Origin of the sequence: Microbacterium aurugineum, from assembly GCF_023101205.1 — a bacterium.
Taxonomy (GTDB): Bacteria; Actinomycetota; Actinomycetes; order Actinomycetales; family Microbacteriaceae; genus Microbacterium; species Microbacterium aurugineum.
On sequence record NZ_CP078078.1, the window covers coordinates 1,558,053 to 1,580,411 of the forward strand.

19 protein-coding genes are annotated in these 22,359 nt (G+C 68.1%); 11 read left to right on the top strand and 8 right to left on the bottom strand.

Annotated features, from left to right (window positions below):
* Window positions 1-22: 22 nt before the first annotated feature.
* Window positions 23-2,464: a DNA gyrase/topoisomerase IV subunit A gene (locus KV397_RS07580; protein ID WP_261812554.1), complete on the bottom strand. Its 2,442-nt coding sequence runs from the start codon at window positions 2,462-2,464 to the stop codon at window positions 23-25.
* A 44-nt stretch (window positions 2,465-2,508) separates the two neighbouring features.
* Between KV397_RS07580 and KV397_RS07585 the strand changes: the two genes are divergently transcribed.
* Window positions 2,509-3,630 (top strand): alkaline phosphatase family protein, encoded by a 1,122-nt coding sequence (locus KV397_RS07585; RefSeq protein WP_261812555.1) that lies wholly within the window; start codon window positions 2,509-2,511, stop codon window positions 3,628-3,630.
* Window positions 3,631-3,661: 31 nt separating this feature from the next.
* Here the strand turns inward: KV397_RS07585 and sepH are convergent, their stop codons facing one another.
* The gene (gene sepH, locus KV397_RS07590) at window positions 3,662-4,708 is read right to left on the bottom strand and encodes a septation protein SepH (RefSeq protein ID WP_047519417.1); all 1,047 of its coding nucleotides are present in this window, start codon (window positions 4,706-4,708) and stop codon (window positions 3,662-3,664) included.
* Window positions 4,709-4,906: 198 nt separating this feature from the next.
* Between sepH and KV397_RS07595 the strand changes: the two genes are divergently transcribed.
* On the top strand, window positions 4,907-5,200 hold the full coding sequence (locus KV397_RS07595; RefSeq protein WP_029259298.1) for a DUF4193 domain-containing protein: 294 nt from the start codon (window positions 4,907-4,909) through the stop codon (window positions 5,198-5,200).
* A gap of 66 nt (window positions 5,201-5,266) precedes the next feature.
* On the opposite strand, the gene KV397_RS07600 is transcribed toward KV397_RS07595, so the two are convergent.
* Entirely contained in the window at window positions 5,267-5,737 is a 471-nt protein-coding gene (locus KV397_RS07600) for a DUF3093 domain-containing protein (RefSeq protein ID WP_131491129.1), read from the bottom strand.
* Window positions 5,738-5,749: 12 nt separating this feature from the next.
* Here KV397_RS07600 and dut point away from each other — a divergent pair, with 12 nt between their 5' ends.
* The 5 genes from dut to KV397_RS07625 all read left to right on the top strand — a co-directional run bounded on the left by dut (window position 5,750) and on the right by KV397_RS07625 (window position 10,839).
* Window positions 5,750-6,223, top strand: a complete 474-nt coding sequence (dut, locus tag KV397_RS07605) for a dUTP diphosphatase (protein ID WP_131491128.1) — start codon at window positions 5,750-5,752, stop codon at window positions 6,221-6,223.
* Complete coding sequence (locus KV397_RS07610; RefSeq protein ID WP_047519423.1) at window positions 6,216-6,803, top strand: DUF3710 domain-containing protein; 588 nt, start codon at window positions 6,216-6,218, stop codon at window positions 6,801-6,803. Before dut ends, KV397_RS07610 begins: the two co-directional genes overlap by 8 nt.
* A complete protein-coding gene (locus KV397_RS07615) occupies window positions 6,800-7,534 on the top strand; it encodes a DUF3159 domain-containing protein (protein WP_134353779.1) in 735 nt (244 codons plus the stop codon). Before KV397_RS07610 ends, KV397_RS07615 begins: the two co-directional genes overlap by 4 nt.
* Window positions 7,535-7,687: 153 nt before the next feature.
* A complete protein-coding gene (locus KV397_RS07620; RefSeq protein WP_047519427.1) occupies window positions 7,688-10,522 on the top strand; it encodes an aconitate hydratase in 2,835 nt (944 codons plus the stop codon).
* Window positions 10,523-10,659: 137 nt separating this feature from the next.
* Window positions 10,660-10,839: a hypothetical protein gene (locus KV397_RS07625; protein WP_261812556.1), complete on the top strand. Its 180-nt coding sequence runs from the start codon at window positions 10,660-10,662 to the stop codon at window positions 10,837-10,839.
* Between the two features lie 42 nt (window positions 10,840-10,881).
* Here KV397_RS07625 and KV397_RS07630 read toward each other — a convergent pair whose 3' ends face one another.
* Both KV397_RS07630 and KV397_RS07635 read right to left on the bottom strand, forming a co-directional pair.
* Complete coding sequence (locus KV397_RS07630; RefSeq protein ID WP_261812557.1) at window positions 10,882-11,388, bottom strand: hypothetical protein; 507 nt, start codon at window positions 11,386-11,388, stop codon at window positions 10,882-10,884.
* Window positions 11,389-11,457: 69 nt separating this feature from the next.
* A complete protein-coding gene (locus KV397_RS07635) occupies window positions 11,458-11,694 on the bottom strand; it encodes a hypothetical protein (RefSeq protein ID WP_261812558.1) in 237 nt (78 codons plus the stop codon).
* A 252-nt stretch (window positions 11,695-11,946) separates the two neighbouring features.
* Here KV397_RS07635 and dxs point away from each other — a divergent pair, with 252 nt between their 5' ends.
* Window positions 11,947-13,887 (top strand): 1-deoxy-D-xylulose-5-phosphate synthase, encoded by a 1,941-nt coding sequence (dxs, locus tag KV397_RS07640; protein WP_261812559.1) that lies wholly within the window; start codon window positions 11,947-11,949, stop codon window positions 13,885-13,887.
* 16 nt (window positions 13,888-13,903) lie between these two features.
* On the opposite strand, the gene KV397_RS07645 is transcribed toward dxs, so the two are convergent.
* On the bottom strand, window positions 13,904-15,355 hold the full coding sequence (locus KV397_RS07645; RefSeq protein WP_131491125.1) for a glycerol-3-phosphate dehydrogenase/oxidase: 1,452 nt from the start codon (window positions 15,353-15,355) through the stop codon (window positions 13,904-13,906).
* Entirely contained in the window at window positions 15,352-15,930 is a 579-nt protein-coding gene (locus KV397_RS07650) for a TetR/AcrR family transcriptional regulator (protein ID WP_131491124.1), read from the bottom strand. Before KV397_RS07650 ends, KV397_RS07645 begins: the two co-directional genes overlap by 4 nt.
* Before the next feature lie 20 nt (window positions 15,931-15,950).
* Between KV397_RS07650 and KV397_RS07655 the strand changes: the two genes are divergently transcribed.
* Genes KV397_RS07655 through KV397_RS07665 form a run of 3 tightly spaced genes read left to right on the top strand, consistent with a single transcriptional unit; the run spans window position 15,951 to window position 20,104 of the window.
* Entirely contained in the window at window positions 15,951-17,573 is a 1,623-nt protein-coding gene (locus KV397_RS07655) for an FAD-binding oxidoreductase (RefSeq protein WP_261812560.1), read from the top strand.
* A gap of 1 nt (window position 17,574) precedes the next feature.
* On the top strand, window positions 17,575-18,480 hold the full coding sequence (locus tag KV397_RS07660; protein WP_131491123.1) for a YegS/Rv2252/BmrU family lipid kinase: 906 nt from the start codon (window positions 17,575-17,577) through the stop codon (window positions 18,478-18,480).
* Entirely contained in the window at window positions 18,473-20,104 is a 1,632-nt protein-coding gene (locus KV397_RS07665) for a GMC family oxidoreductase (RefSeq protein ID WP_153244161.1), read from the top strand. The genes KV397_RS07660 and KV397_RS07665 overlap by 8 nt, the downstream gene beginning before the upstream one ends.
* Window positions 20,105-20,214: 110 nt before the next feature.
* Here KV397_RS07665 and KV397_RS07670 read toward each other — a convergent pair whose 3' ends face one another.
* On the bottom strand, window positions 20,215-22,359 hold the full coding sequence (locus KV397_RS07670) for a 3-hydroxyacyl-CoA dehydrogenase NAD-binding domain-containing protein (protein WP_248540745.1): 2,145 nt from the start codon (window positions 22,357-22,359) through the stop codon (window positions 20,215-20,217).

A 22,359-nucleotide genomic window follows, 5' to 3' on the forward strand; every position in this document is an offset into this window, starting at 1 on the left:
GACGGAGGCCTCCCGGACGACGTCACACGATCGTGCGTCCGATGGTCCCGATCACACCGTCGATGGGCTGGCCGGAGGCGTCGCGACGGGCACCGGCCTCGGGGAGCTTGCGCACCGCACCGGTCGGGTCCACGGCCTGCGCCGGACCGGGGCCCACCCACGCGACCGTGAGCCGATCCTCGCCCTTCAAGAAAGCGTGCGCGCGCACGCCACCCGTCGCGCGCCCCTTGGCGGGGTACTCAGCGAACGACGACACCTTCGCGCGACCCGGATCCGTTCCCGGCAGGATGCTTTCGCCGCCGGACACCGTGGCGACCACGGCATCGCTTGTCGGATCGACCACGCCGAAGAAGAGGACGGAGGTCCCGGGGCCGAGCTTGACCCCGGCCATACCTCCGGCGGGGGCACCTTGGGGACGTACCGATGACGAAGGGAAGTGGAGCAGCCGGGCGTCGGTCGTCACGAACACCATCTCGGAGTCGTCCGCTGCCTCCGCCGCGCCGATGACCGTGTCACCGGCCTTCAGGCCGATGACTTCGAGATCGGGGCGCGCGGAGAGTGAGGACGGAACGATGCGCTTCACCGTGCCCTGGGCGGTGCCGAGAGCGATCGGGATGTCGCTGTCGAAGCGCACGAAGCCGAGGACACGCTCGTTCTTGGTCGTGATGCCCAGGTAGTCGCGCAACGGCGTACCGGCCGCCAACTGCACCGAGGAGGAGGGGACGGAGGGAAAGTCGACGGGGGAGAACCGTACGACTCGGCCGAGACTCGTCAGCGCTCCGATCTCGGCGCGTACCGTGGTCTCGACCGTCGCGAGGATGGCATCGTGCTTGCTCCGACGCGCCGGAACCGTGAGCTCCTGGCCCTCTCCGAGATCGACGCGCACGGCTCTGCCGGTGGTCGAGAGGACGAGCACCGTGGGGGCATCGGCGATCTGCAGGTCGACCGCGCCCTTGGTCGCCCGGGGCTTCGGGGGAGCCGCGTTCATCAGGAGCGTCCGGCGAGGTGTGCCGTAGGCGTCGGCAGCGGCATCCAGCTCTCTCGCGACCGCCGCGCGGAGCAACACGGGGCTCCCGAGGAGTTCACGGAGCGAGGCGATCTCGGCCAGCAACGCGTCACGCTCGCTCTCGAGCTCGATCCGCGAGAACTTCGTCAGGCGACGCAGCCGCAGCTCGAGGATGTACTCGGCCTGGAGCTCACTCAGATCGAACACCGAACGCAGCCGGGTGCGGGCCTGCTCGGAGTCGTCGGAGGAGCGGATGACCTGGATGACCTCGTCGATGTCGAGGATCGCGATGAGCAATCCCTCGACGAGGTGCAGGCGCTCCTCACGGCGCGCGAGACGGTACCGGCTGCGCCGTGTGATCACCTCGAGGCGATGCCCGACGTAGACGCTCAGCATCTCCTTGAGACCGAGCGTGCGCGGCTGGCCCTCGACGAGCGCGACGTTGTTGATGCTGAAGGAGTCTTCGAGCGGCGTCAGGCGGTACAGCTGCTCGAGGACGGCGTTCGGGTCGAAGCCCGTCTTCACGCCGATGGCGACGCGCAGTCCATGGTTGCGGTCGGTGAGGTCGGTGACATCACTGATGCCCTGCAGCTTCTTCGCCTGTACGGCGTCGCGGATCTTCTCGATCAGACGCTCGGGCCCGACCATGTACGGCAGTTCCGAGACGATGATGCCGGTGCGCCGCGGGCCCAGAGGTTCGATGGACGTCTTGCCCCGGACCTTGAGGGCGCCACGTCCGCTCGTGTACGCGTCCTTGACGCCGTCCAGACCCATCAGGATGCCCCCGGAGGGGAAGTCCGGCCCGGGTACGAACTCCATGAGCTCTTCGGTCGTGGCGTCCGGATTCTCCAGCAGGTGGGTCGCCGCCGCCACGACCTCGATGAGGTTGTGCGGGGCCATGTTGGTGGCCATGCCGACCGCGATACCGCTGGCACCGTTGACGAGGAGGTTCGGGAACGCGGCCGGCAGTACGGCCGGCTGCTGGAACTGTCCGTCGTAGTTCGGAATGAAGTCGACGACATCCTCATCGAGGTTCTCGGTGAGGGCGAGCGCGGCGGCGGCCAGTCGGGCTTCGGTGTACCGCGCGGCGGCCGGACCGTCATCCAGGGAGCCGAAGTTGCCGTGGCCGTCGACGAGCGGGACGCGCAACGCCCACTCCTGGGCGAGGCGCACGAGCGCGTCGTAGATCGCGGAGTCGCCGTGGGGGTGGAGCTTCCCCATGACCTCACCGACGACGCGAGCGCTCTTCACATGGCCGCGATCCGGGCGCAGGCCCATCTCGGCCATCTGGTAGAGGATGCGGCGCTGGACGGGCTTGAGGCCATCGCGGGCGTCGGGCAGGGCGCGCGAGTAGATCACCGAATACGCGTATTCGAGGAACGAACCTTGCATCTCCGTGGAGAGGTCGATGTCCTGGATGCGCTCCTCGACGGGCTCGGGCGGCGGGGTTTTCGGCATGGACTTCCTGAGGGCGTACGGGAGCCTGTGTCAGACTGGCTCGGATGTCCTTCATGCTACCGTCCGACTCTGCGGGCGCCCGGAGCGTCGTCGGGGTGGCGGCGGACCTGTTCGCCGCCCTGCGCGGCGAGTCGGAGGTGCTGCCCCCGGCGGAATCGGTCGTGCTCGTCGTCATCGACGGGCTCGGCGCGATCAGCCTTCGCGGACACGCCGGACACGCTCGGGCGCTGACGGCGGGCATGGTGAAGAAGGACGTCGCCCAGTCGGTGTTCCCCTCGACGACGGCCGCAGCCCTCACCAGCATCGTCACCGGCGCGTGGCCGGGTGCGCATGGCCTCGTGGGGTACCGCGTGGTCGACCCGAGTCGCGACGTGCTCGTCAACCAGCTCAGCGGCTGGGAGAGCGACGGGATCGACCCGCTCGTCTGGCAGGCGGCGCCCACGATCTTCGAGCGCGCTGGACGCAGCGGTCATGAGAGCTTCGCCGTCGGTCTGGCCGCCTATGCGCACAGCGGTTTCACGAAGGCGACTCTTCGTGGCGCGGAGTTCGTCGCGGCGGACACCGCGGCATCGCGGATCGAAGCCGCCTACGCACTCGCTCAGACCCATCCGGGGGCGCTCGTCTACTGCTACCTCCCCGAGGTCGACAAAGCCGGCCACAAGCACGGGATCGCTTCGCGCGAGTGGGTCGCAGCGCTCGAGGACGTCGATGCGGCGCTCTCCGCACGCGTGCCTCCAGGGGTCGGCGTTCTCGTCACGTCCGACCACGGGATGGTCGACGTGCCGCAGAAGCGTCAGATCGTCCTGGAGGAAGCGCATCTCGCGGGGATCCGTCATCTGGGGGGTGAACCCCGGATGCTGCACGCCTACCTCGAGCCTGAGGTCGATGTCGCTGAGGTGATGACGCGCTGGCGTTCCGACCTCCACGGGTCGGCCGATGTCCTCACCCGCGGCGACGCGGTGGATGCGCGCCTCTTCGGCCCGACGGTCACCGATGCCGCAGCGTCACGGATCGGTGACGTGCTGGTGATCGCGCGCGGAACCTGGGCCGTGTACGACGGCACGGCCGCCGACCAACGCGGGCGGGCGATGATCGGTCAACACGGTGCTCTCACGCCCGAGGAGCGTCAGGTTCCGCTGATCAGACTCGGGGCTTTCGCCCGCTGATCGTCGTCGGTGCGGCGACGACGATGTGGCGTCATTCGTCCGTGCGAGCGCCGAAGACGATCTCATCCCACGAGGGCATCGCGTTCCGACGGCGACGGCGCCCACCGGACTCGCCGGAATCCGTGGGTGTGGGCTGCGACGATGCGGGCTGCGAGGCCTCCGGCTCCTCTTCCGGCTGATCCAGCGCGTCGAAGAGGGAGATCGGGTCGGAGCGCTCTGCGTCTTCCGCGTCGTCGAGCAGAGGAGCTGTCTCGCGCTGTCCGCGACGGCGTCGCAGTGCTTCGAGCAGGTCGGCCGTCTCGGGGTTCGTGCTCGGTGTCGAGGGCGCACGCTTGATCGCAGCGTCCTGCGCCGCGAGATCGGAGCGCTCCGGGAGGGAGGGATCTTCGAACTCCGCCTCCGGAGTCGGCAGGAGACGCGGACCGAACGCCCCCGAATCGAAGCGGCTCTCATCCTTGTAGGGCGATGTCGTACGTTCGGCGTCGACCGCACGCAGTCGCGGGATGAGTCCTTCCGGCAGGGATCCCTGCCGTGAGAGCTGGGTCGCGTCGGCGTTCAGGGGTGACAGTGCACTGCGGCGAGGATCGAAGCTCCAGCGCGCGTCGTGTTCGACATCGTTGGCCGTGAACTCGAGCTTGATGGTCCAGCCGGAGTCCTCTTTCCAACTGGCCCAGCGCTCTGCAGTCGCCTCGATCTCGGCCAGCTTGGCGCGGACGGCGACGCCGAAGGTGGGTTGCGCGTCGGGCTCGACCTCGCTGCCGATCAACACCGGCACAGCGAGAGCCTGGCCGATGATGTGCTCTCGCTCGGCGAGGACCGGACCTTCGAACCGGGCGACGTCCTCCACGCTGATCCCGAGCAGCTCGGCGACTTCGGGAGCTGTCAGCCCGGCGCGGATCTGGGCCTGGATGTCACGAGGGCTCGCCGCAAGTTTCTGAGCGGTCGGCTCGGCCTGTCGGGTGGCGCGACGGATCTCGCGCTGCAGCATGTCGTCGATGGGCAGCGCGAACCGCTCGCCCGACTCGGTCGCGAGTACGAGGACTCCTGCTTCTGTGCCGACGATGGTGACGTTTTCCATGCGAATGCCCCTCTGATGGGTGTCCGTTCATGGTGTCACGCGAGGGGGCTCGCGACCGGGAATAGCGTGGGCGTGCCGTGAGTTTCCTCTGTCGCACGGACGAGCATTTGCGTTATGACCTCGGGTCGTGCAAACTATGGCCGCCGAATACCCGACGGCGCACCACCCACTCGCACCATGAAAGTGGAGATCTACCGCATGGCAACCGATTACGACGCCCCCCGAAAGAGCGAAGACGACTCCGAGTCGATCGAAGCCCTGAAGGAGCGTGTGCCGGACAAGCTCTCCGGCTCAAGCGGGGACGAAGACTCCGACAACCCGTCGAGCTTCGACCTTCCGGGTGCCGACCTTTCCGACCTCGAGCTCGACGTCGTCGTGCTGCCCGCGCAGCAGGACGAGTTCACATGCATGAGCTGCTTCCTCGTGAAGCACCGCTCGCAGCTCGACCACGAGGGCGCATCCGGGCCCATCTGCAAGGAGTGCGCTGCGTAGCAGCCCTTCGAGCGACGTCTCACGCGCCCCCGACCATCGTGGTCCGGGGCGCGCTGTCGTCTCCGGTCAGGCGCCGGTCTGCGCCGCGCGGATCGCTGCGGCCAGGCGGTCCGGAGTCCGCGTGGAGATGGTCCAGGCGTCGACCGGGTCGTCGACATCGAGATTCGGCACGACGACGATGCCGTCGATCCCACCGCGGATGAGATGCCAACCGCGCGCCGGGAGTCCGGGCCCGCGTGCGTGACGCGCATCCGCTCCGGTCAGCGCCACGGGATCGCCGAGGTGCCCGACATCGATATGTGCGCGGCCGGCGCGCAGGATGGCGCCCTCGACGGACACGACCGGTGTCGCGGCGACGAACGTCAGTACCAGGAGCGCGGAGACGGCCGCTCCGACGACGAGCGCGACCGTCGATCCGATCGGGACGAAGACGAGCGACACCATCGGCCCCGCCACCGCGACGGTGACCAGCAGCCACAGGCTGGGAGCGAGTCGTTCGCGATAGCGCGGGCGTGTGTCTGTGCCGGTGTTCTGCATTAGCCTCATGGGGTGACCGATTCCGTTGATATCCCCATTATCGCCGCGGCGGTGCCCGGATACGCGCATCCGGGTGATGCTGGCGCTGATCTGGTGGCGGCCGAGGCCGTGCATCTCGGTCCGGGCGAGCGCGCCCTCGTCGGCACGGGCGTCCGTATCGCCCTCCCCGACGGTTACGCCGCGTTCGTGGTTCCGCGCAGTGGTCTCGCAGCTAAGCACGGGATCTCGATCGTGAACTCGCCCGGGACGGTCGACGCCGGATATCGGGGCGAGATCAAGGTGAGTCTGATCAACACCGATATCCACAGCGCGTACGATGTGGCGGTCGGCGATCGCATCGCACAGCTGATCATCATGCCGGTGACTCGCGCCACGTTCCTTCCGGTCGATGAGCTGCCGGAGAGCGTCCGCGGCGCCGGCGGATTCGGCTCCACCGGCTACCAGGCGGGGCACACGCAGAACGAAGCAGGGCAGGCCAATGACTGACAACAACGAGACTTCCCCGAAGTCGGCGCCCGAGAACCGCGCCACCGAGGGTCCCTTCGACGATTCCGAGGCGAATCCGGTTCGTCCCTACATCGACCTGGGTGGGATCAAGATCCTCCCCAGGGAGGGCCTGAACCTTCGGCTCGAGGTCGAGGAGCAGACCAAGCGCATCGTCGCCGTGGGGCTCGACTACGCGGACTCCTCGCTGCAGGTGCAGCCGTTCGCCGCACCGCGATCGGGCGGTCTGTGGGATGAGACCCGTGTGCAGCTGCGCGACCAGGTCAAGGCGCAGGGCGGTCGCGTCGAAGAGCGCGAGGGTCCGCTCGGCAAGGAACTCCTCGCCGAGGTTCCCGCCACCGCGAGCGAGGGGTCCGGGCTGCGTCTCGCGCGCTTCATCGGCATCGATGGTCCGCGATGGTTCCTCCGCGGCGTCATCGGGGGAGCAGGCGCGTCGGATCCGGAGGCGGGTGCGAAGGTCGAGGATCTCTTCCGATCGATCGTCGTGGTCCGCGGCGGCTCGCCGATGCCCCCTCGTGACCTTATCCCGCTCAAGATGCCGGCGACACCGGGATCCGCGTGAGCACCCCGGACCAGGACCCCGAGCGAGAGAAGCGCACCTCCGAGATCCTCGGTGAGGCGCTCGGCGGTGCCGCTCGCCGGGCCGGCCTCGACCCGGCGGAGAGTTCGAGCACGCACAAGGTCGTGTGGTCCGCGATGGGTGGGTGGCGCGGCATCCTCGAGTCGGTGCTGCCCAGCCTCGCATTCGTCATCATCTTCACGATCCGCCCCGAACCGCTGATCCTGTCGCTCGGCGTCTCGGTCGGGCTCGCGGCGGTCTTCACGGTCGTACGACTCCTGCAGAAGTCACCGCCGTCGGCCGCGCTCGGCGGTCTCATCGCTGCGGTGGCTGCCGCCGCCCTCGCACTGTGGACCGGTCGAGGGGCGGACAACTTCGTTCCCGGACTCATCACGAACGCGGTGTACGGGTCGGTGATCCTGGTGTCGGCCCTGATCGGATGGTCGCTGATCGGCCTCGCGGTCGGATTCCTGATGGGGGAGGGCACCACGTGGCGCAGTGATCGCCGCAAGCGCCGTGCCTACTTCTGGCTCGGGATCGCATGGGCTGCGCTGTTCTTCGCGCGGCTCGCCGTGCAGCTGCCGCTCTATCTCGCGGGAGACGTCACCGCCCTCGGCACCCTCAAGCTCGTCATGGGGTTGCCGTTGTTCGCTCCCCTCATCGCGGTGACCTGGCTGGTCGTCCGCGCTCTGCACCCGCGAGAGCCGGCGCGCGAGGATGCCTCCGAGGCGTGATAGATTTATCTTGATATCAAGATAAATCGCAGGCTTTCGCCCGCGGGCTGCGCGGAGCAGACTGGTTAGGTCCGCCTTGCTAGCCGCAGGGGCTCGCTGGCGAGCAAGATGGAGGCGCCTGTCGCTCCCATCCGAATAGAAGGAGACGGATTCGTGTCCACGGTGAACAGCTTCGGTGCCAAGAGCACCCTGACAGTCGGCAGCACCGACTATGAGATCTTCCGCATCGACACGGTGCCCGGTTTCGAGAAGCTCCCCTTCAGTCTCAAGGTCCTCCTGGAGAACCTGCTTCGCACCGAGGATGGCGCGAACGTGACGAAGGCGCAGATCGAGGCGCTGGGATCGTGGGATGCCGCGGCAGAGCCCAGCACCGAGATCCAGTTCACGCCGGCGCGCGTGGTCATGCAGGACTTCACCGGCGTCCCCTGCATCGTCGACCTCGCCACCATGCGTGAGGCCGTCACGGCACTCGGTGGCGACGCGAACAAGATCAACCCGCTCTCGCCCGCCGAGATGGTCATCGACCACTCCGTCATCGCCGACCTGTTCGGCTCGGAGAACGCCCTCGAGCGCAACGTCGAGATCGAGTACGAGCGCAACGGGGAGCGGTACCAGTTCCTGCGCTGGGGTCAGACGGCGTTCAGCGACTTCAAGGTCGTCCCGCCGGGAACCGGCATCGTCCACCAGGTGAACATCGAGCACCTCGCCAAGGTCATCTACGACCGCGACGTCAACGGCGTGCTCCGCGCCTACCCCGACACCTGCGTCGGCACCGACTCGCACACCACCATGGTCAACGGCCTCGGCGTGCTCGGCTGGGGCGTCGGCGGTATCGAGGCCGAGGCCGCGATGCTCGGTCAGCCCGTGTCGATGCTCATCCCGCGCGTCGTCGGCTTCAAGCTGTCCGGCGAGATCCCCGCCGGCGTGACCGCGACCGACGTCGTGCTCACGATCACCGACATGCTGCGCAAGCACGGCGTGGTCGGCAAGTTCGTCGAGTTCTACGGCGAAGGCGTCGCTTCCGTTCCGCTCGCCAACCGCGCCACCATCGGCAACATGTCTCCGGAGTTCGGCTCCACCGCCGCGATCTTCCCGATCGACGACGTGACGCTCGACTACCTGCGCCTCACCGGCCGCAGCGAAGAGGCCGTCGCGCTGGTCGAGGCCTACGCCAAGGAGCAGAAGCTCTGGCACGATGCCGCGCACGAGCCGACCTTCAGCGAGTACCTCGAGCTCGACCTCGGCACGGTCGTCCCGTCGATCGCGGGTCCGAAGCGCCCGCAGGATCGCATCCTCCTCTCCGAGGCGAAGTCGCAGTTCGAGCAGGACATCCTGAGCTACGCGTCGCCGTCCACCTCGGACTCGATCGTCGACCTCGAGTCGAAGCACTCGTTCCCGGCGTCCGACCCCGGTCAGGCACCCGGCGACGAGGAGCCGTCCACGCGTCCGGTGCACATCAACAGCGGTGCTCCCGCCAATGCCTCGAAGCCCGTGCCGGTCACCACGCCGTCGGGGGAGAAGTACATCCTCGACAACGGTGCGGTCACCCTCGCGGCCATCACCTCCTGCACCAACACGTCGAACCCGTCGGTGATGATCGCCGCCGGCCTCGTCGCACGCAAGGCGCTCGAGAAGGGCCTGAAGCAGAAGCCCTGGGTGAAGACCACGCTCGGTCCGGGCTCGAAGGTGGTCACCGACTACTACGAGAAGTCCGGTCTCGACAAGGACCTCGAGGGCCTCGGCTTCTACACCGTCGGCTACGGCTGCACGATCTGCATCGGCAACTCGGGTCCGCTGATCGAAGAGGTGTCGGAGGCGATCAACTCGCACGACCTCGCCGTCACGGCGGTCCTCTCCGGTAATCGCAACTTCGAGGGACGCATCAGCCCCGACGTGAAGATGAACTACCTCGCCAGCCCGCCGCTGGTGATCGCGTACGCTCTCGCCGGCTCGATGCACTTCGACTTCGAGAACGACGCGCTCGGGAAGGGCACCGACGGCGAAGACGTCTTCCTGAAGGACATCTGGCCGACGCCCGACGAGGTGCAGGAGATCGTCGACTCGTCCATCTCGCGAGACCAGTTCATCAAGCAGTACGCGACGGTCTTCGACGGCGACGAGCGCTGGCGCAGCCTGCCCACCCCGGATGACGCGATCTTCCAGTGGGACGAGAACTCGACCTACGTCCGCAAGGCTCCGTACTTCGACGGCATGACGATGGAGCTCACCCCGGTGAAGGACATCGAGGGTGCTCGCGTCATGGCGACGCTCGGCGACTCGGTCACCACCGACCACATCTCGCCGGCCGGAAACATCAAGCCCGGTACGCCCGCGGCCCAGTACCTCACCGAGCACGGCGTCGACCGCAAGGACTTCAACTCCTTCGGCTCGCGTCGCGGCAACCACGAGGTCATGATCCGCGGCACCTTCGCGAACATCCGTCTGAAGAACGCGATGGTCGCGGCCGTCAACGACGGACAGGTCGTCGAGGGTGGATTCACGCGTGACTTCACCCAGCCGGGTGGGCCGCAGTCGTACATCTACGACGCGAGCATGAACTACCAGGCGCAGGGCACGCCGCTCGTCATCTTCGGTGGCAAGGAGTACGGCTCGGGTTCGTCGCGTGACTGGGCGGCCAAGGGCACGAGCCTGCTGGGCGTCAAGGCGGTCATCACCGAGAGCTTCGAGCGCATCCACCGCTCGAACCTGATCGGCATGGGTGTCGTCCCGCTGCAGTTCCCCGCGGGCGAGAGCTGGGAGTCGCTGGGTCTCGACGGCACCGAGATCGTTTCGATCTCGGGTCTGGAAGAGCTCAACAACGGAGTCACGCCGAAGACGGTCAAGGTCACGGCCACCCCGAGCGAGAACTCGCCCGAAGGCAAGCAGCCGGTGGAGTTCGACGCGGTCGTCCGCATCGACACCCCCGGAGAGGCCGACTACTACCGCAACGGCGGCATCCTGCAGTACGTGCTGCGTTCGCTCGTATAGTTTCTGAACCGATGAGCGCCCCGTCCGGCATCAGCCAGGCGGGGCGCTTTGCGTTGGGATCGCTCATAGAATGACGGGATGAGCCGTCGCCAACGCTAGCCCCATCCAGGGGTCGCGATCGACGAGGGGATACCTCCATGCGCAAGGTGCTCTGCGACAGCCTCTATCAGCGCACCGGGCACCGTATCTGTTGCGGCCGCATACCGGCGTGGACCGCCTACGTCGGCCAGCGCTGGGACACCTACGACGTCGCGCCGTGGAATCTCTACAACATCGTCTGGCGGGCGCAGGAGTGGGTGCGTGGTGGGATGAGCTGACGCCCTCGCAGCGTCCGCCACACAGCGAAGGCCAGCTCTGTGCTACGGCCGCAGGCGCAGAACGTCGCCTGGCTGGATGGTGCCCTGCAAGTGAACGTCGTTGAAGTAGAACAGGCCTGTCCCGAACACGCAGAAGCGGGTAGCGATTCCCTGGATCGCATCGCCCGGTGCGACGGTGTAGGTCGTCGGGATGCCGTCGACTAGGCCGACCTCGCCCACCGCGAACTCGCGCGGACCGCTGTCGACGGGTGCGTCGAGCCGCGGCTTGGCCTCCGGAGTGTTCGGGTAGTACAGCGCCTCGCACTCGCCATGCGTGCGGTCCGTGATCGGCGCGGCAGACGTGACCGGCTCATCAGCCGGAGCGGCAGCGGCCGTATGGACCGGAGCGGCAGCGGCCGTATCGACCGGAGCAGCAGCGGCGGTCTGGTTGAACAGTGCCCAGCCGCCGACCGTTGACGCGACCGTGCCGACAACAGGAGCAGCGACAGCGGTGAGGCCCGCGACGACGAGCACGGACACGACGGTGGCGACCTTCTGAGAGCGGTTCATCCGTCTCAGCTTGGCACCGAACCGCTGTGGATGCCAGAGCCAGTGGGCAAGGACGGGACGTGCAGTGGTTCAGTTGTGGCCGACCCCACGACACGGCGGCGCCAGGTCTTGTTCGCCGCGCAGCAGCGCGAGCGTGGCGCGTGCCCTGGCGAACCGCGGGCGATGCGCCGGGGCCGACTTCACAACCGTGATGGAGATGTCGTGGTTCGCGCCGACGATTACGTACGAGAACTCGTGGACGTCGAGGTCGCGCAGCTCGTAGGCCTTGGTGCCGTCCTTGAGGGCGACCTCGGCGGCGTCGTGCACCTCGTAGGTGAACGACAGTGCGCGGTTTCTCGGTGTGAAAGTTGCCCTAGTAGCTCACAACTCACACCGCAGTACGTACTGCGTTCGCTGGTCTGATCGCAAGGACGATGGGGCTCGGGTCTTCGGACCCGAGCCCCATCGTCCTGTCAAGGGGGTCCTCGCTCACCCGGTTCTCCCGTGTGAGCGCGATAGGATCGGGATGGCGTCGGCGCCCTGTCCGACGCTTCCGGTGAAGCCTGTGAGGAGGCGCAGATGCCCATTCTTCCGAGCATCTCAGGACCCCGTGATCTGGATGCGCTGTCGACGGATCAGCTCGCAGAACTCGCCGCGGAGATCCGCACCTTCCTCGTCGAGAACGTGTCCCGCACCGGCGGCCATCTCGGCCCCAATCTGGGCGTCGTCGAGCTGACCATCGCTCTGCACCGGGTTTTCTCCTCGCCGGACGATCCGTTCATCTTCGACACCGGCCACCAGTCCTACGTGCACAAGCTGCTCACCGGGCGACAGGACTTCTCCGGCCTCCGGGTGCGCGGCGGGCTCGCCGGCTATCCGCAGCGCGGCGAGAGCGACCATGACGTGGTGGAGTCCTCGCACGCGTCGAGTTCCCTCAGTTGGGCGGACGGCATCTCCCGGGCGCTGACGGCGACGGGGCGTGCAGATCGTCATGTCGTCGCCGTCGTCGGTGACGGCGCGCTCACCGGCGGCATGACCTGGGAGGCGTTGAACAACATCTCCGACGACAACGACCGCAACCTGGTGATCGTCGTCAACGACAACGGCCGTTCGTATGCGCCGACGATCGGCGGCATGTCGCGGTATCTCAACCGCGTGCGCACCGCTGCCGCGTACAAGGATCTCCACCGCAAGTCGGACCGACTGTTCCGCGCCTTCGGTCCGGTGGGGCGTGCCGTGTTCCGCGGTGTCCGGGGCGGCACGCACGGGTTCCTCTCCCGTTTCGCCAACAACGAGGCGCTGTACTCGAACCTCGACATCAAGTACCTCGGCCCGGTCGACGGACACGATCTTCCCGCCCTCCTCGAGACGCTCGAGCTCGCGAAGTCGTACGGCGCACCGGTCATCGTCCACACGATCACCGAGAAGGGCCGCGGCTACCAGCCGGCGCGTGATGACGAGGCGGACCAGTTCCACGCCGTCGGCAAGATCGATCCGACGACCGGTGAGACTCTGTCATCGGGTGGGCGCGGCTGGACCGACGTCTTCTCCGATGCTCTGGTCTCGGTGGGGGAGCGCCGGAACGATGTCATCGCGATGACGGCCGCGATGCTGCGACCGACGGGTCTCGCGCCGTTCGCCGAGCGGTTTCCGGATCGGGTGTACGACGTGGGCATCGCCGAACAGCACGCGGTGGCGTCGGCCGCCGGACTCGCCTTCGGTGGGCTGCACCCCGTGGTCGCGTTGTACGCCACCTTCATGGGTCGCGCTTTCGACCAGGTCCTGATGGATGTCGCGCTCCACCGCGCGGGCGTCACCTTCGTGCTCGACCGTGCCGGCGTGACAGGCCCTGACGGCCCCAGCCACCACGGCATGTGGGACCTGGCGATGCTGCAGATCGTTCCCCACATCCGCATCGCGGCTCCTCGAGACGGCGCGCGGCTGACCGAAGCGCTCGATGAAGCCGTGCAGGTCGATGATGCGCCGACCGTCATCCGATTCCCGAAGGGGGAGGTGGCGCCAGACCTTCCGGCGATCGAGAGGCTGCATGACGGTGTCGACGTGCTCGCCCGTGGTGAATCCGAGGACGTGCTGGTCGTGGCGATCGGTCCCTTCGCCGAACTCGCGCTGGATGTCGCCGACAGGCTGCGGGCGCAGGGGATCGGGGCGACCGTCATCGATCCGCGGTGGGCCATCCCGGTGCAGCCGTCGATCGTCGAGCTGGCCGCTCACCACCGCCTCGTGATCACGTTGGAGGACGGCATCCGCGTCGGCGGGATCGGTACGCGGGTGCGGCAGGTGCTCCGCGAGGCCGGGATCGACACCGCTGTCGACGAGCTGGGCCTCCCTGACGAGTTCATCGATCACGCGTCACGGGACCAGATCCTCGGTGACGCGGGTCTGACAGCGCCGAAGATCGCCCAGGACATCGTGTCCCAGGTGCTCGGCACCCGGATCCCCAAGGCGCGTCACGCAGGGGAGACCGGGACGATCGACCTGCCACTGCGCGAAAGCCGCTGATACGGCGTCTGATCGTTCAGCCGAGGCCGGCGAGCGTGTGCGAGACGATCGGTGCGATGATCGGTCGGCAGCGTTCGCGATCGGCACCGACGAGACCGATGCGGGTACGGCGGTCGAGCACGTCCTCGACGGTCAGCGCCCCCTCGACGCGCACCGCGAAGTCGACCTCAGCATGGGTCAGGCCGGTGGACGCGTCGATCACCTCGTCGGAATCGGCGACCACTCGGTCGACGAGCCGGAGCGAAGAGGTTCTGCTGGACGATGCCGGCAATGCGCGCGTGCGGACGGCGACATCGACCGCGTCCTCGGCCATCCTCCGATAGGTCGTCAGCTTTCCGCCGAGCACGGTGATGAAGCCGTCGTCGGCCGTCGTCACCAGGTGCTTCCGCGAGACGTCCGCTGTCGTGTCGCTGCCGCTGTCGACCAAGGGGCGCAGCCCCGCGAAGGCGCCGCGCACCTGGTCACGCCGGATCGATGTGGCCACGACACGGTTGAGGCTGGACAGAAGGAACTCGATCTCGCGTTCCGTCGGCTCAGCGACCTGAGGCACCGGACCGGGGGCGTCCTCATCCGTGAGGCCGACGATCATGCGGCCGTGAGCCTGCGGCAGAGCGAAGATGTAGCGACTGATCGATCCCTCGTGCGGGATGGTGAGCGCGGCCGTCGGGTTCCCGAGATCGGCGGCGTCCAGCACGATGTGCGTTCCTCGACTCGGCCGCACGCGGATCGTCTGGTCGAGCCCTCCTGCCCAGACACCCGTCGCATTGATGACGGCGTGTGCGCGGAGCTCGAACCGCTCGCCGGTGATCGTCTCCTCCACGGATGCCCCATCGCCGCGCAGGGCGACGGCGCGGACCCGGGTGAGGATGCGGGCGCCGAGTGCTGCGGCTGTCCGGGCGACGGTCGTGACGAGCCTGGCGTCGTCGACGAGCTGGCCGTCGTAGGACAGCATGCCGCCACGGAGGCCTCGTGGATCCAGCGCGGGCACCAAGCGGGTCGCCGAGCGGGCCGACACGAACGAGGGGGCGGGGAGGACCGCGCGGGGCGTACGCGCCCGCATCCGAAGCAGGTCGCCCATTCCCATGCCCACCGCGCCCGCGACGCGCTGACGCAACGAGATGCCGGATGCGAACGGGAGGAGTTGTCCGAGCGGGTGGATCAGATGCGGGGCGATCGTCGTCAGGAGCAGATGCCGTTCGAGCGCGCTCTCCTTCGCTGTCTCGAAGTCGCCGGTCGCAAGGTAGCGCAGCCCGCCGTGTACGAGTTTCGAGCTGAAGCGGCTGGTACCGAAGGCGAGATCCTCCGCCTCGATCAGGGTGACGCGAAGCCCGCGGGATGCCGCATCGAGAGCGACGCCCGCGCCGGTGATTCCGCCGCCGACCACGAGGACGTCGACCTTCTCCTCCGCGGACCGCGCCAACTCCACGCGTCGCCGCGCGACGTTCAGTGCGGACGACTCGGACATCATGGCCGGAGCAGTCCGTCGAGTGCCGCCCGCAGCTCGCGTTCCCACGCGTCCTCGGAGATCAGCTCCGACACGGTCCCGTGCGACAGCACCGCGGATTGGGCCACGAGCAGGAGCATCACCGCGATCTCCGAGGGCGGCGCCGGGCGGACCGAGTCCTGAGCCTGCGCGGTGTCGATCGCGGTGGTCAGCCACTGCAGGATCAGGCGCTGGCTCGATCCCACCCGTTCGAGCGTGTATCGGGTGAAGGCTTCGGGTTCATCCGCGAGCAGGCGCGCGAAGAGCGGGTCGCGGCGGAAGAGGGCGGTGAACAGCAGGATGTCGTCGACGAGCGCCGCACGGGTGTGCACTCTGGCGGGGAGCGCGCTCAGGATGCGTTCGACCCTGCGCAGCAGCGTCGAGCGGACGACATCGTCGGCGTCGGCCCAGTTGCGGTAGATCGTGGGGCGGCTCAGCTCGGAGCGACGCGCGAGCTCTGCGATCGTGACACCGCGGACGCCGCGCCGTTCGAGGAGGTCGTCGGCGGCATCGAGGATCCGGGTCTGTGTCGCATCCCCGAGAGGTTGACGTTCTTCCATGATGTGTCACACTGTAACGCATGGCGCAAGGAGATGTCGTGGTCGATGCGGACCCGTCGATGAGATGGAACGGCTGGGGTGATCCGGCGAAGGCGAAGGACCTGCCGCTCGCCGTGCGAGCGTTGCTTCCGATGCTGCTCGGGCGGGTACGCAAGCCTGACCCCGCCGTGGAACTGGCACACGTGCAGTTGGCACCCTCACGGTTGACCGATGAGGACCATGCGGCGTTCTGCACCGCGGTCGGCCCGGAGAACGTCGATGCCGCCGCCGAGGCGCGTATCCGTCACGCCGGCGGGCGGTCGACACCGGACCTCCTCCGGCGCCGCGAGGTCCATCAGGTCGCGCCGGACGCCGTTCTTCGTCCCGCGGATCATGCAGAAGTCCGAGCGTGCCTCGACGTCGCCGTCGCACGGGGGATCGCGGTGATCCCGTTCGGTGGCGGTACGAGCGTCGTCGGAGCGCTGGATCCCGAACGGGGCCTGCACCACGCCGTCGTGAGCCTCGATCTGCGACGCCTGAGCGGTCTGATCCGGCTTGATGAGATCAGCGGGGATGCCGTGCTGGCGGCAGGAACGACGGGGCCGGAGGCGGAGGCGCTGCTGTCTGCGCGCGGATACGAGCTCGGCCACTTCCCCCAGAGCTTCCGCTACGCCACGATCGGCGGATTCGCGGCGGCGCGGTCCTCGGGGCAGAACTCCGCGGGCAACGGGCGCTTCGACACGATGGTCACCGGGATCAGGGTGGCGACACCCACGGGTGACATCGAACTCGGACGCTCTCCGGGGTCCGCGGCGGGGCCCGACCTGATCAGGATCTTCCTCGGTTCGGAGGGCATCTTCGGTGTGATCACCGAGGTGCGGGTACGTGTGCACCCGATCCCGCGCGACCGGTTGTTCGAGTCGTGGTCCTTCCCTGACTTCGCGAGCGGTGCGGAGGGACTCCGCGGGGTCGCCCAGCAGGGTGGCGGCCCCACCGTCATCCGGCTGTCGGATGAGGCGGAGACCGCGGTGAGTCTCGCCCAGGTCGGCAGGATCGGCAAGGCCCTCGCGAAGGGCGCGAGCGTGGTGACGGTCTACGAAGGAGAGGACATCGCCGAGCGGCGCGCCCGGACAGGAGCCCGACTCGCTGCCGCTGGAGGGGTCTCTGCGGGCGAAGGTCCGGCCGAGGAGTGGCGGAAGGGCAGATTCGACGGGCCCTACCTGCGCGATTCGCTGCTCGACGCCGGGGTCTTCTGCGAGACGCTCGAGACCGCGACGACCTGGTCGAACCTGAAGGCGCTGCGTTCGGCCGTCGAATCGGCGCTCAAGGCCGGCTTCGCCGACGTCGGTGCGAAGTCGTACGTCATGTGCCATGTGTCCCACATCTATCCGAGTGGGGCGTCGCTGTACTTCACGGTGCTCGCCGCCCTCCGTGGAGAGCCGCTCCGGGTGTGGGACGCGGTGAAAGCGCGCGTCAACGATGCGATCATCAGCTCGGGCGGGACCATCAGCCACCACCATGCGGTCGGCAGGGATCATGCGCCCTGGCTCCGTCAGGAGATCGGCGAGACCGGCATCCGCATCCTCTCCGCCATCAAGCGCGAACTCGACCCCGCCGGTGTCCTCAACCCCGGCGCTGTGCTCCCTCTCGAGCGGATGCACTGACGTGTCCGAGCACATCGCCGTGCTCGCGAACCCGTACGCAGGCAAAGGCCGAGGCGAGCGGGCGACCGAGACGGCCGTCCGTCTCCTCCGGGAGCACGGCGTCGACGTGCGCACCTACGCGGGTGTCTCGGCAACGGATACCGCCCAGCTCGCCGTGGCCGCGCTGGCGGATGAGCCGCGTGTCCTCGTGGTAGTGGGGGGTGACGGCACGCTCTCCGGCGTGCTCGACACGGTGTGCGACGCCGCCGTCCCCATCGTCCTCGTGCCCGCGGGCACAGGGAACGATCTCGCCCGGGCGCTCGGGCTCCCGCGCGGAGACGCCCGGGCTGCCGCCGAACTCGCCCTCAGGGGCGTGCCACGAGCGATCGATGTCGGCGTGGTCCGCACCGCGGAGGGCAGCCGGAGGTTCCTGACCATCGCGGCGCTGGGCTTCGACGCGAAAGTCAGTGATCGCACCAACCGGCTCCGCTGGCCGCACGGCGCGCCGCGTTACTACCTCGCACTGCTCATCGAGCTCCTGCGACTGAAGCCGATGGACTTCACGCTCGCGGTGGACGGTGAACCCGCCAGGAGGTCGCCGGGGACGCTCATCGCTGCCGGCAGCACCTCCAGCTACGGGGGCGGGATGCCGATCTGCGCCGGGGCTGTGCCGGACGACGGGTTCCTCGACATCGTTCATGTCGCCCCGCTGGGCCGACTGCGCCTGCTGCGGCTTTTTCCGCTGCTGCTCCGCGGAACGCATCTCGCGCGCGGTGAGGTCGCGCATCGTCGCGCGCAGTCGGTCACGGTGTCGGCCCCGGGTCTCGTGGTCTACGCCGACGGCGAGCGGATCGGCGAGGATGAGTGCACGATCTCGGTCATTCCGGGAGCGCTCACGATGATGGTGCCGAAGGAGGGCGATGACTGAGTTCGATGAAGATGTCGTGGTCGTGGGTTCCGGATTCGGCGGTTCCGTTGCCGCACTGCGACTGGCGGAGAAGGGATACCGTGTGCGCGTCTACGAAGCGGGGCGTCGCTTCGAGGACGACGACTTCGCGAAGACCAACTGGAACGTCCGCCGGTACCTGTGGGCACCGGCCCTGGGCTGCTACGGGATCCAGCGCATCCACCGACTGCCGCATGTGCTGATCCTGGCCGGGGCAGGCGTGGGAGGCGGATCGCTCAACTACGCGAACACGCTGTACCAGCCCGGATCGGCCTTCTTCGCGGACCCGCAATGGCACGGTATCGCGGACTGGGAGACGGAGCTCGCACCGCACTACGCCACGGCGAAGAGGATGCTCGGCGTCGTCGAGCACTACCCGCATACGGGACCTGTGGAGAGGATCATGGCCGGTGCCGCGGAGGACCTCGGCGTCGGCGACACCTTCCGGCGCGCGCCGGTCGGCGTCTGGTTCGGAAAGCCGGGGGAGCGCACACCAGACCCCTTCTTCGGCGGCGAGGGCCCCGATCGCACCGGATGCACCCTCTGCGGGAACTGCATGGTGGGTTGTCGTGTCGGCGCGAAGAACACACTGATGAAGAACTACCTCGCTCTCGCGGAACGCCGCGGGGTCGCGATCGAGGCGCTGCGCACGGTCAGCGAGGTGCGGGAGCTCCCCAGCGGGGGGTTCGCGGTCACGACACAGCGCAGCGGGGCGTGGCTCCGGCACGCGCGGAGGACGGTGACCGCCAGGCAGGTGGTGCTGGCGGCAGGCACATGGGGCACGCAGCAGCTCCTGCATCGGATGAAGGAGTCCGGCGCACTGCCGCGGATCTCGGGGTCGATCGGCCGTCTCACTCGCACCAATTCGGAAGCGCTGGACGGCGCGGTCGCCACGGACGTCCCGGAGTCTCTCCAGCTCGCTCGCGGCGTCGCGATCACGACCTCGTTCCACATCGACGAGCGCACGCACGTCGAGAACGTCCGCTACGGGCCGGGCTCGAACCTGATGGGGGCGCTGGCGACGGTCATCGTCCCCGGAGGGCGGCCGCTGGGGGTGCGGCTGCGCAGCCTCGTCGCGCAGGTGCTCCGCTCCCCGCTGCGGCAGTTCCGTCTGGGGAGCCTCCGGCGCTGGAGTGAGCGGGGGATCATCGCGCTGGTGATGCAGACGGCGGACAACTCGCTCACCCTCTCGCTACGCCGCCGCTTCGGTCGCCTCGTGATGACGAGTGCGCAGGGTCACGGATCGCCGAACCCGAGCTACCTGCCCCAAGCTCACACCGCGGCTGCGGCGATCGCCGCGCGGGTCGAGGCTGAGGGCGGGGTGCCCGCAGCTCCGCGCGGATCCTGGCCGGAGGTGTTCGGCATCCCACTCACGGCGCACTTCCTCGGAGGTGCCGTGATCTCCGCATCGCCGGCACACGGGGTCATCGACGCATATCACCGCGTCTGGGGGCATCCCGGGCTGCACGTCGTCGACGGTGCCGCTGTGCCCGCCAATCCCGGGGTGAACCCCTCGCTCACGATCACCGCGCTCGCGGAGAGGGCACTGTCGTACTGGCCTCGCTACGGTGAGGTCGACGGCCGACCGGTTCAGTCCGCCGGTTGAGCCTCGGCGACGGGAATCTGCGGTGCCGCGTCATCGCAGAGCGGACGACGAAGCGCCCCACCGGATTCGCGGGGAATCCCGTGGGGCGCGTCGCGTGATGGTGTTCGCGGTCAGCGGCTCTCGACGCCGCGGATCTGCGGAGTGTGGAACGAGCTGCCGAAGGCCCGCTCGGACGCTCCCTCACGGTCGAGGTACGGCGAGGCGCCCCCGTCGATGAACGGCCAGCCGGCGCCGAGGATGAGGCACAGATCGATGTCCTCGACCTCGGGCACGACGCCTTCGTCCAGCATCAGCTTGATCTCCTGGGCCAGGCCGTCCTGAACGCGCTGCAGGATGGTCGCTGCGGAGGCAGGGGTCTTGCCGACCGCCGGCTTCAGCACCTTCTCGGCCTGCTTGGTCCAGCCGATGACGCGTCCGCCCTTGTCCTTCTCCACGACCGCGTCGAGTTCCGCGAGCGCATGGAAGTTCTCGTTGGCGTAGAACCGGTCGGGGAAGGCGTGGACCATCGTGTCCTGCACGTGGGCGGCGACCTTCCACCCGACCAGGTCGATCAGCTGGAACGGTCCCATCGGGAGGCCGAGCGGGCCGAACGCCTTCTCGACGTCGGCGATCGGCGTGCCCTCGTAGACCGCGCGGGCCGCCTCGCCCATGACCTTGGCGAGCAGTCGGTTCACGACGAAGCCCGGCGCGTCGGCGGTGAGCACCGCGTTCTTCCCGAGATTCTTCGCGACGACGAAAGCCGTCGACAGCGCGGCATCGTCCGTCGCCGGTGTCTTCACGATCTCGATCAGCGGCATCACTGCGACCGGGTTGAAGAAGTGGAAGCCCACGAGACGCTCGGGGTGCGCCAGCTTGGAGCCGATCTCCTCGACGGACAGCGACGAGGTGTTGGTCGCGAGGATCGCGTCCTCGGCGATGACCTTCTCGATCTCGCCGAACACCTGCTGCTTGACGCCGACCTCTTCGAACACGGCCTCGATCACGAAGTCGCAGTCCGCGTAGAGGCTCTTGTCGGTGGTGCCGGTGACGAGCGCGCGCAGCTTGTTGGCCGAGTCGGCGTCCAGGCGTCCCTTCGCCTCGAGCTTGCCGATCTCCTCGTGGATGTACGCGACGCCCTTGTCGACGCGCGCCTGGTCCAGGTCGGTGATGAGCACGGGCACCTGTAGCTTGCGCACGAACAACAGCGCGAACTGGCTCGCCATGAGACCGGCGCCGATGATGCCGACCTTGGTGACCTTCTTCGCGAGCTGCTTGTCCGGAGCGCCGACAGGACGCTTCGCGCGCTTCTGCACGAGGTCGAACGCGTACATGGACGCCGCGAACTGATCGCCCGTGACGAGTTCGGCGAGCGCCTCGTCCTCGCGGGCGAAGCCCTCTGCCTTGGTTCCGGCTTTGGCCTTGTCAAGCAGGTCCAGTGCGGCATAAGGCGACTTCGGCACGGTGCCGATCTTCGACTCGAGCATCCCGCGTGCCATCTTGATGGCGATCGGCCACTTGGTGAGGCGTTCGATCTTGCCGGGCTCGTTCTTGCGCTCGACCTTCTTGCCGCCGAGAACGGCGTCCGCCCACGACAGGGAGTTCTCGAGGTAGTTCGCCGCGGGGAAGATCGCGTCGAAGATGCCCAGATCGAATGCCTGCTGAGGCTTGAGCATGCGGTTCTGCTTGAGCGGGTTGGAGATGACGACCTCGAGCGCGTTCTCGATGCCGATCAGGTTCGGCAGGAGGTATGCGCCACCCCAGCCCGGGATGATGCCGAGGAAGACCTCGGGCAGGGCCACTGCCGCCGCCGAGGCGTCGACTGTGCGGTAGCTGGAGTTCAGAGCGATCTCCAGGCCGCCGCCCAGAGCGAGGCCGTTCACGAACGCGAACGAGGGCACACCGAGATCGCCGAGCTTGCCGAGCACCTTGTGGCCGAGCTGCGCGATCAGGCGGGCGTTGTCACGCGAGCCGACCTTGCTGATGTCGGACAGATCGGCGCCCGCGGCGAGGATGTACTGCTTTCCCGTGATGCCGACAGCCTGGATCTCGCCCGCGGCCGCTCGTGCCGTGAGAGCGTCGAGTGTTTCACCCAGCTGAGTGAGGGTCGCCGGACCCAGTGTGTTCGGACGCGTGTGATCGCGGCCGTTGTCGAGGGTGATCAGGGCGAGCACCTTGCCGGAGGCGAGACGGATGTCGCGCACGGGCGACTGCGTGATGACCTCGCCCTCGGTGAGCGCCTGGATGGGGGAGAAGTCGATCTCGTCGTAGTTGGTCAC

Excerpts from the sequence above, each read along its gene's own strand:
- KV397_RS07580 (WP_261812554.1), bottom strand. The coding sequence starts at position 2,464 with ATGCCGAAAACCCCGCCGCCCGAGCCCGTCGAGGAGCGCATCCAGGAC.
- KV397_RS07585 (WP_261812555.1), top strand. The coding sequence starts at position 2,509 with ATGTCCTTCATGCTACCGTCCGACTCTGCGGGCGCCCGGAGCGTCGTC.
- sepH (WP_047519417.1), bottom strand. The coding sequence starts at position 4,708 with ATGGAAAACGTCACCATCGTCGGCACAGAAGCAGGAGTCCTCGTACTC.
- KV397_RS07595 (WP_029259298.1), top strand. The coding sequence starts at position 4,907 with ATGGCAACCGATTACGACGCCCCCCGAAAGAGCGAAGACGACTCCGAG.
- KV397_RS07600 (WP_131491129.1), bottom strand. The coding sequence starts at position 5,737 with ATGCAGAACACCGGCACAGACACACGCCCGCGCTATCGCGAACGACTC.
- KV397_RS07610 (WP_047519423.1), top strand. The coding sequence starts at position 6,216 with ATGACTGACAACAACGAGACTTCCCCGAAGTCGGCGCCCGAGAACCGC.
- KV397_RS07625 (WP_261812556.1), top strand. The coding sequence starts at position 10,660 with ATGCGCAAGGTGCTCTGCGACAGCCTCTATCAGCGCACCGGGCACCGT.
- KV397_RS07630 (WP_261812557.1), bottom strand. The coding sequence starts at position 11,388 with ATGAACCGCTCTCAGAAGGTCGCCACCGTCGTGTCCGTGCTCGTCGTC.
- dxs (WP_261812559.1), top strand. The coding sequence starts at position 11,947 with ATGCCCATTCTTCCGAGCATCTCAGGACCCCGTGATCTGGATGCGCTG.
- KV397_RS07645 (WP_131491125.1), bottom strand. The coding sequence starts at position 15,355 with ATGATGTCCGAGTCGTCCGCACTGAACGTCGCGCGGCGACGCGTGGAG.
- KV397_RS07650 (WP_131491124.1), bottom strand. The coding sequence starts at position 15,930 with ATGGAAGAACGTCAACCTCTCGGGGATGCGACACAGACCCGGATCCTC.
- KV397_RS07655 (WP_261812560.1), top strand. The coding sequence starts at position 15,951 with ATGGCGCAAGGAGATGTCGTGGTCGATGCGGACCCGTCGATGAGATGG.
- KV397_RS07665 (WP_153244161.1), top strand. The coding sequence starts at position 18,473 with ATGACTGAGTTCGATGAAGATGTCGTGGTCGTGGGTTCCGGATTCGGC.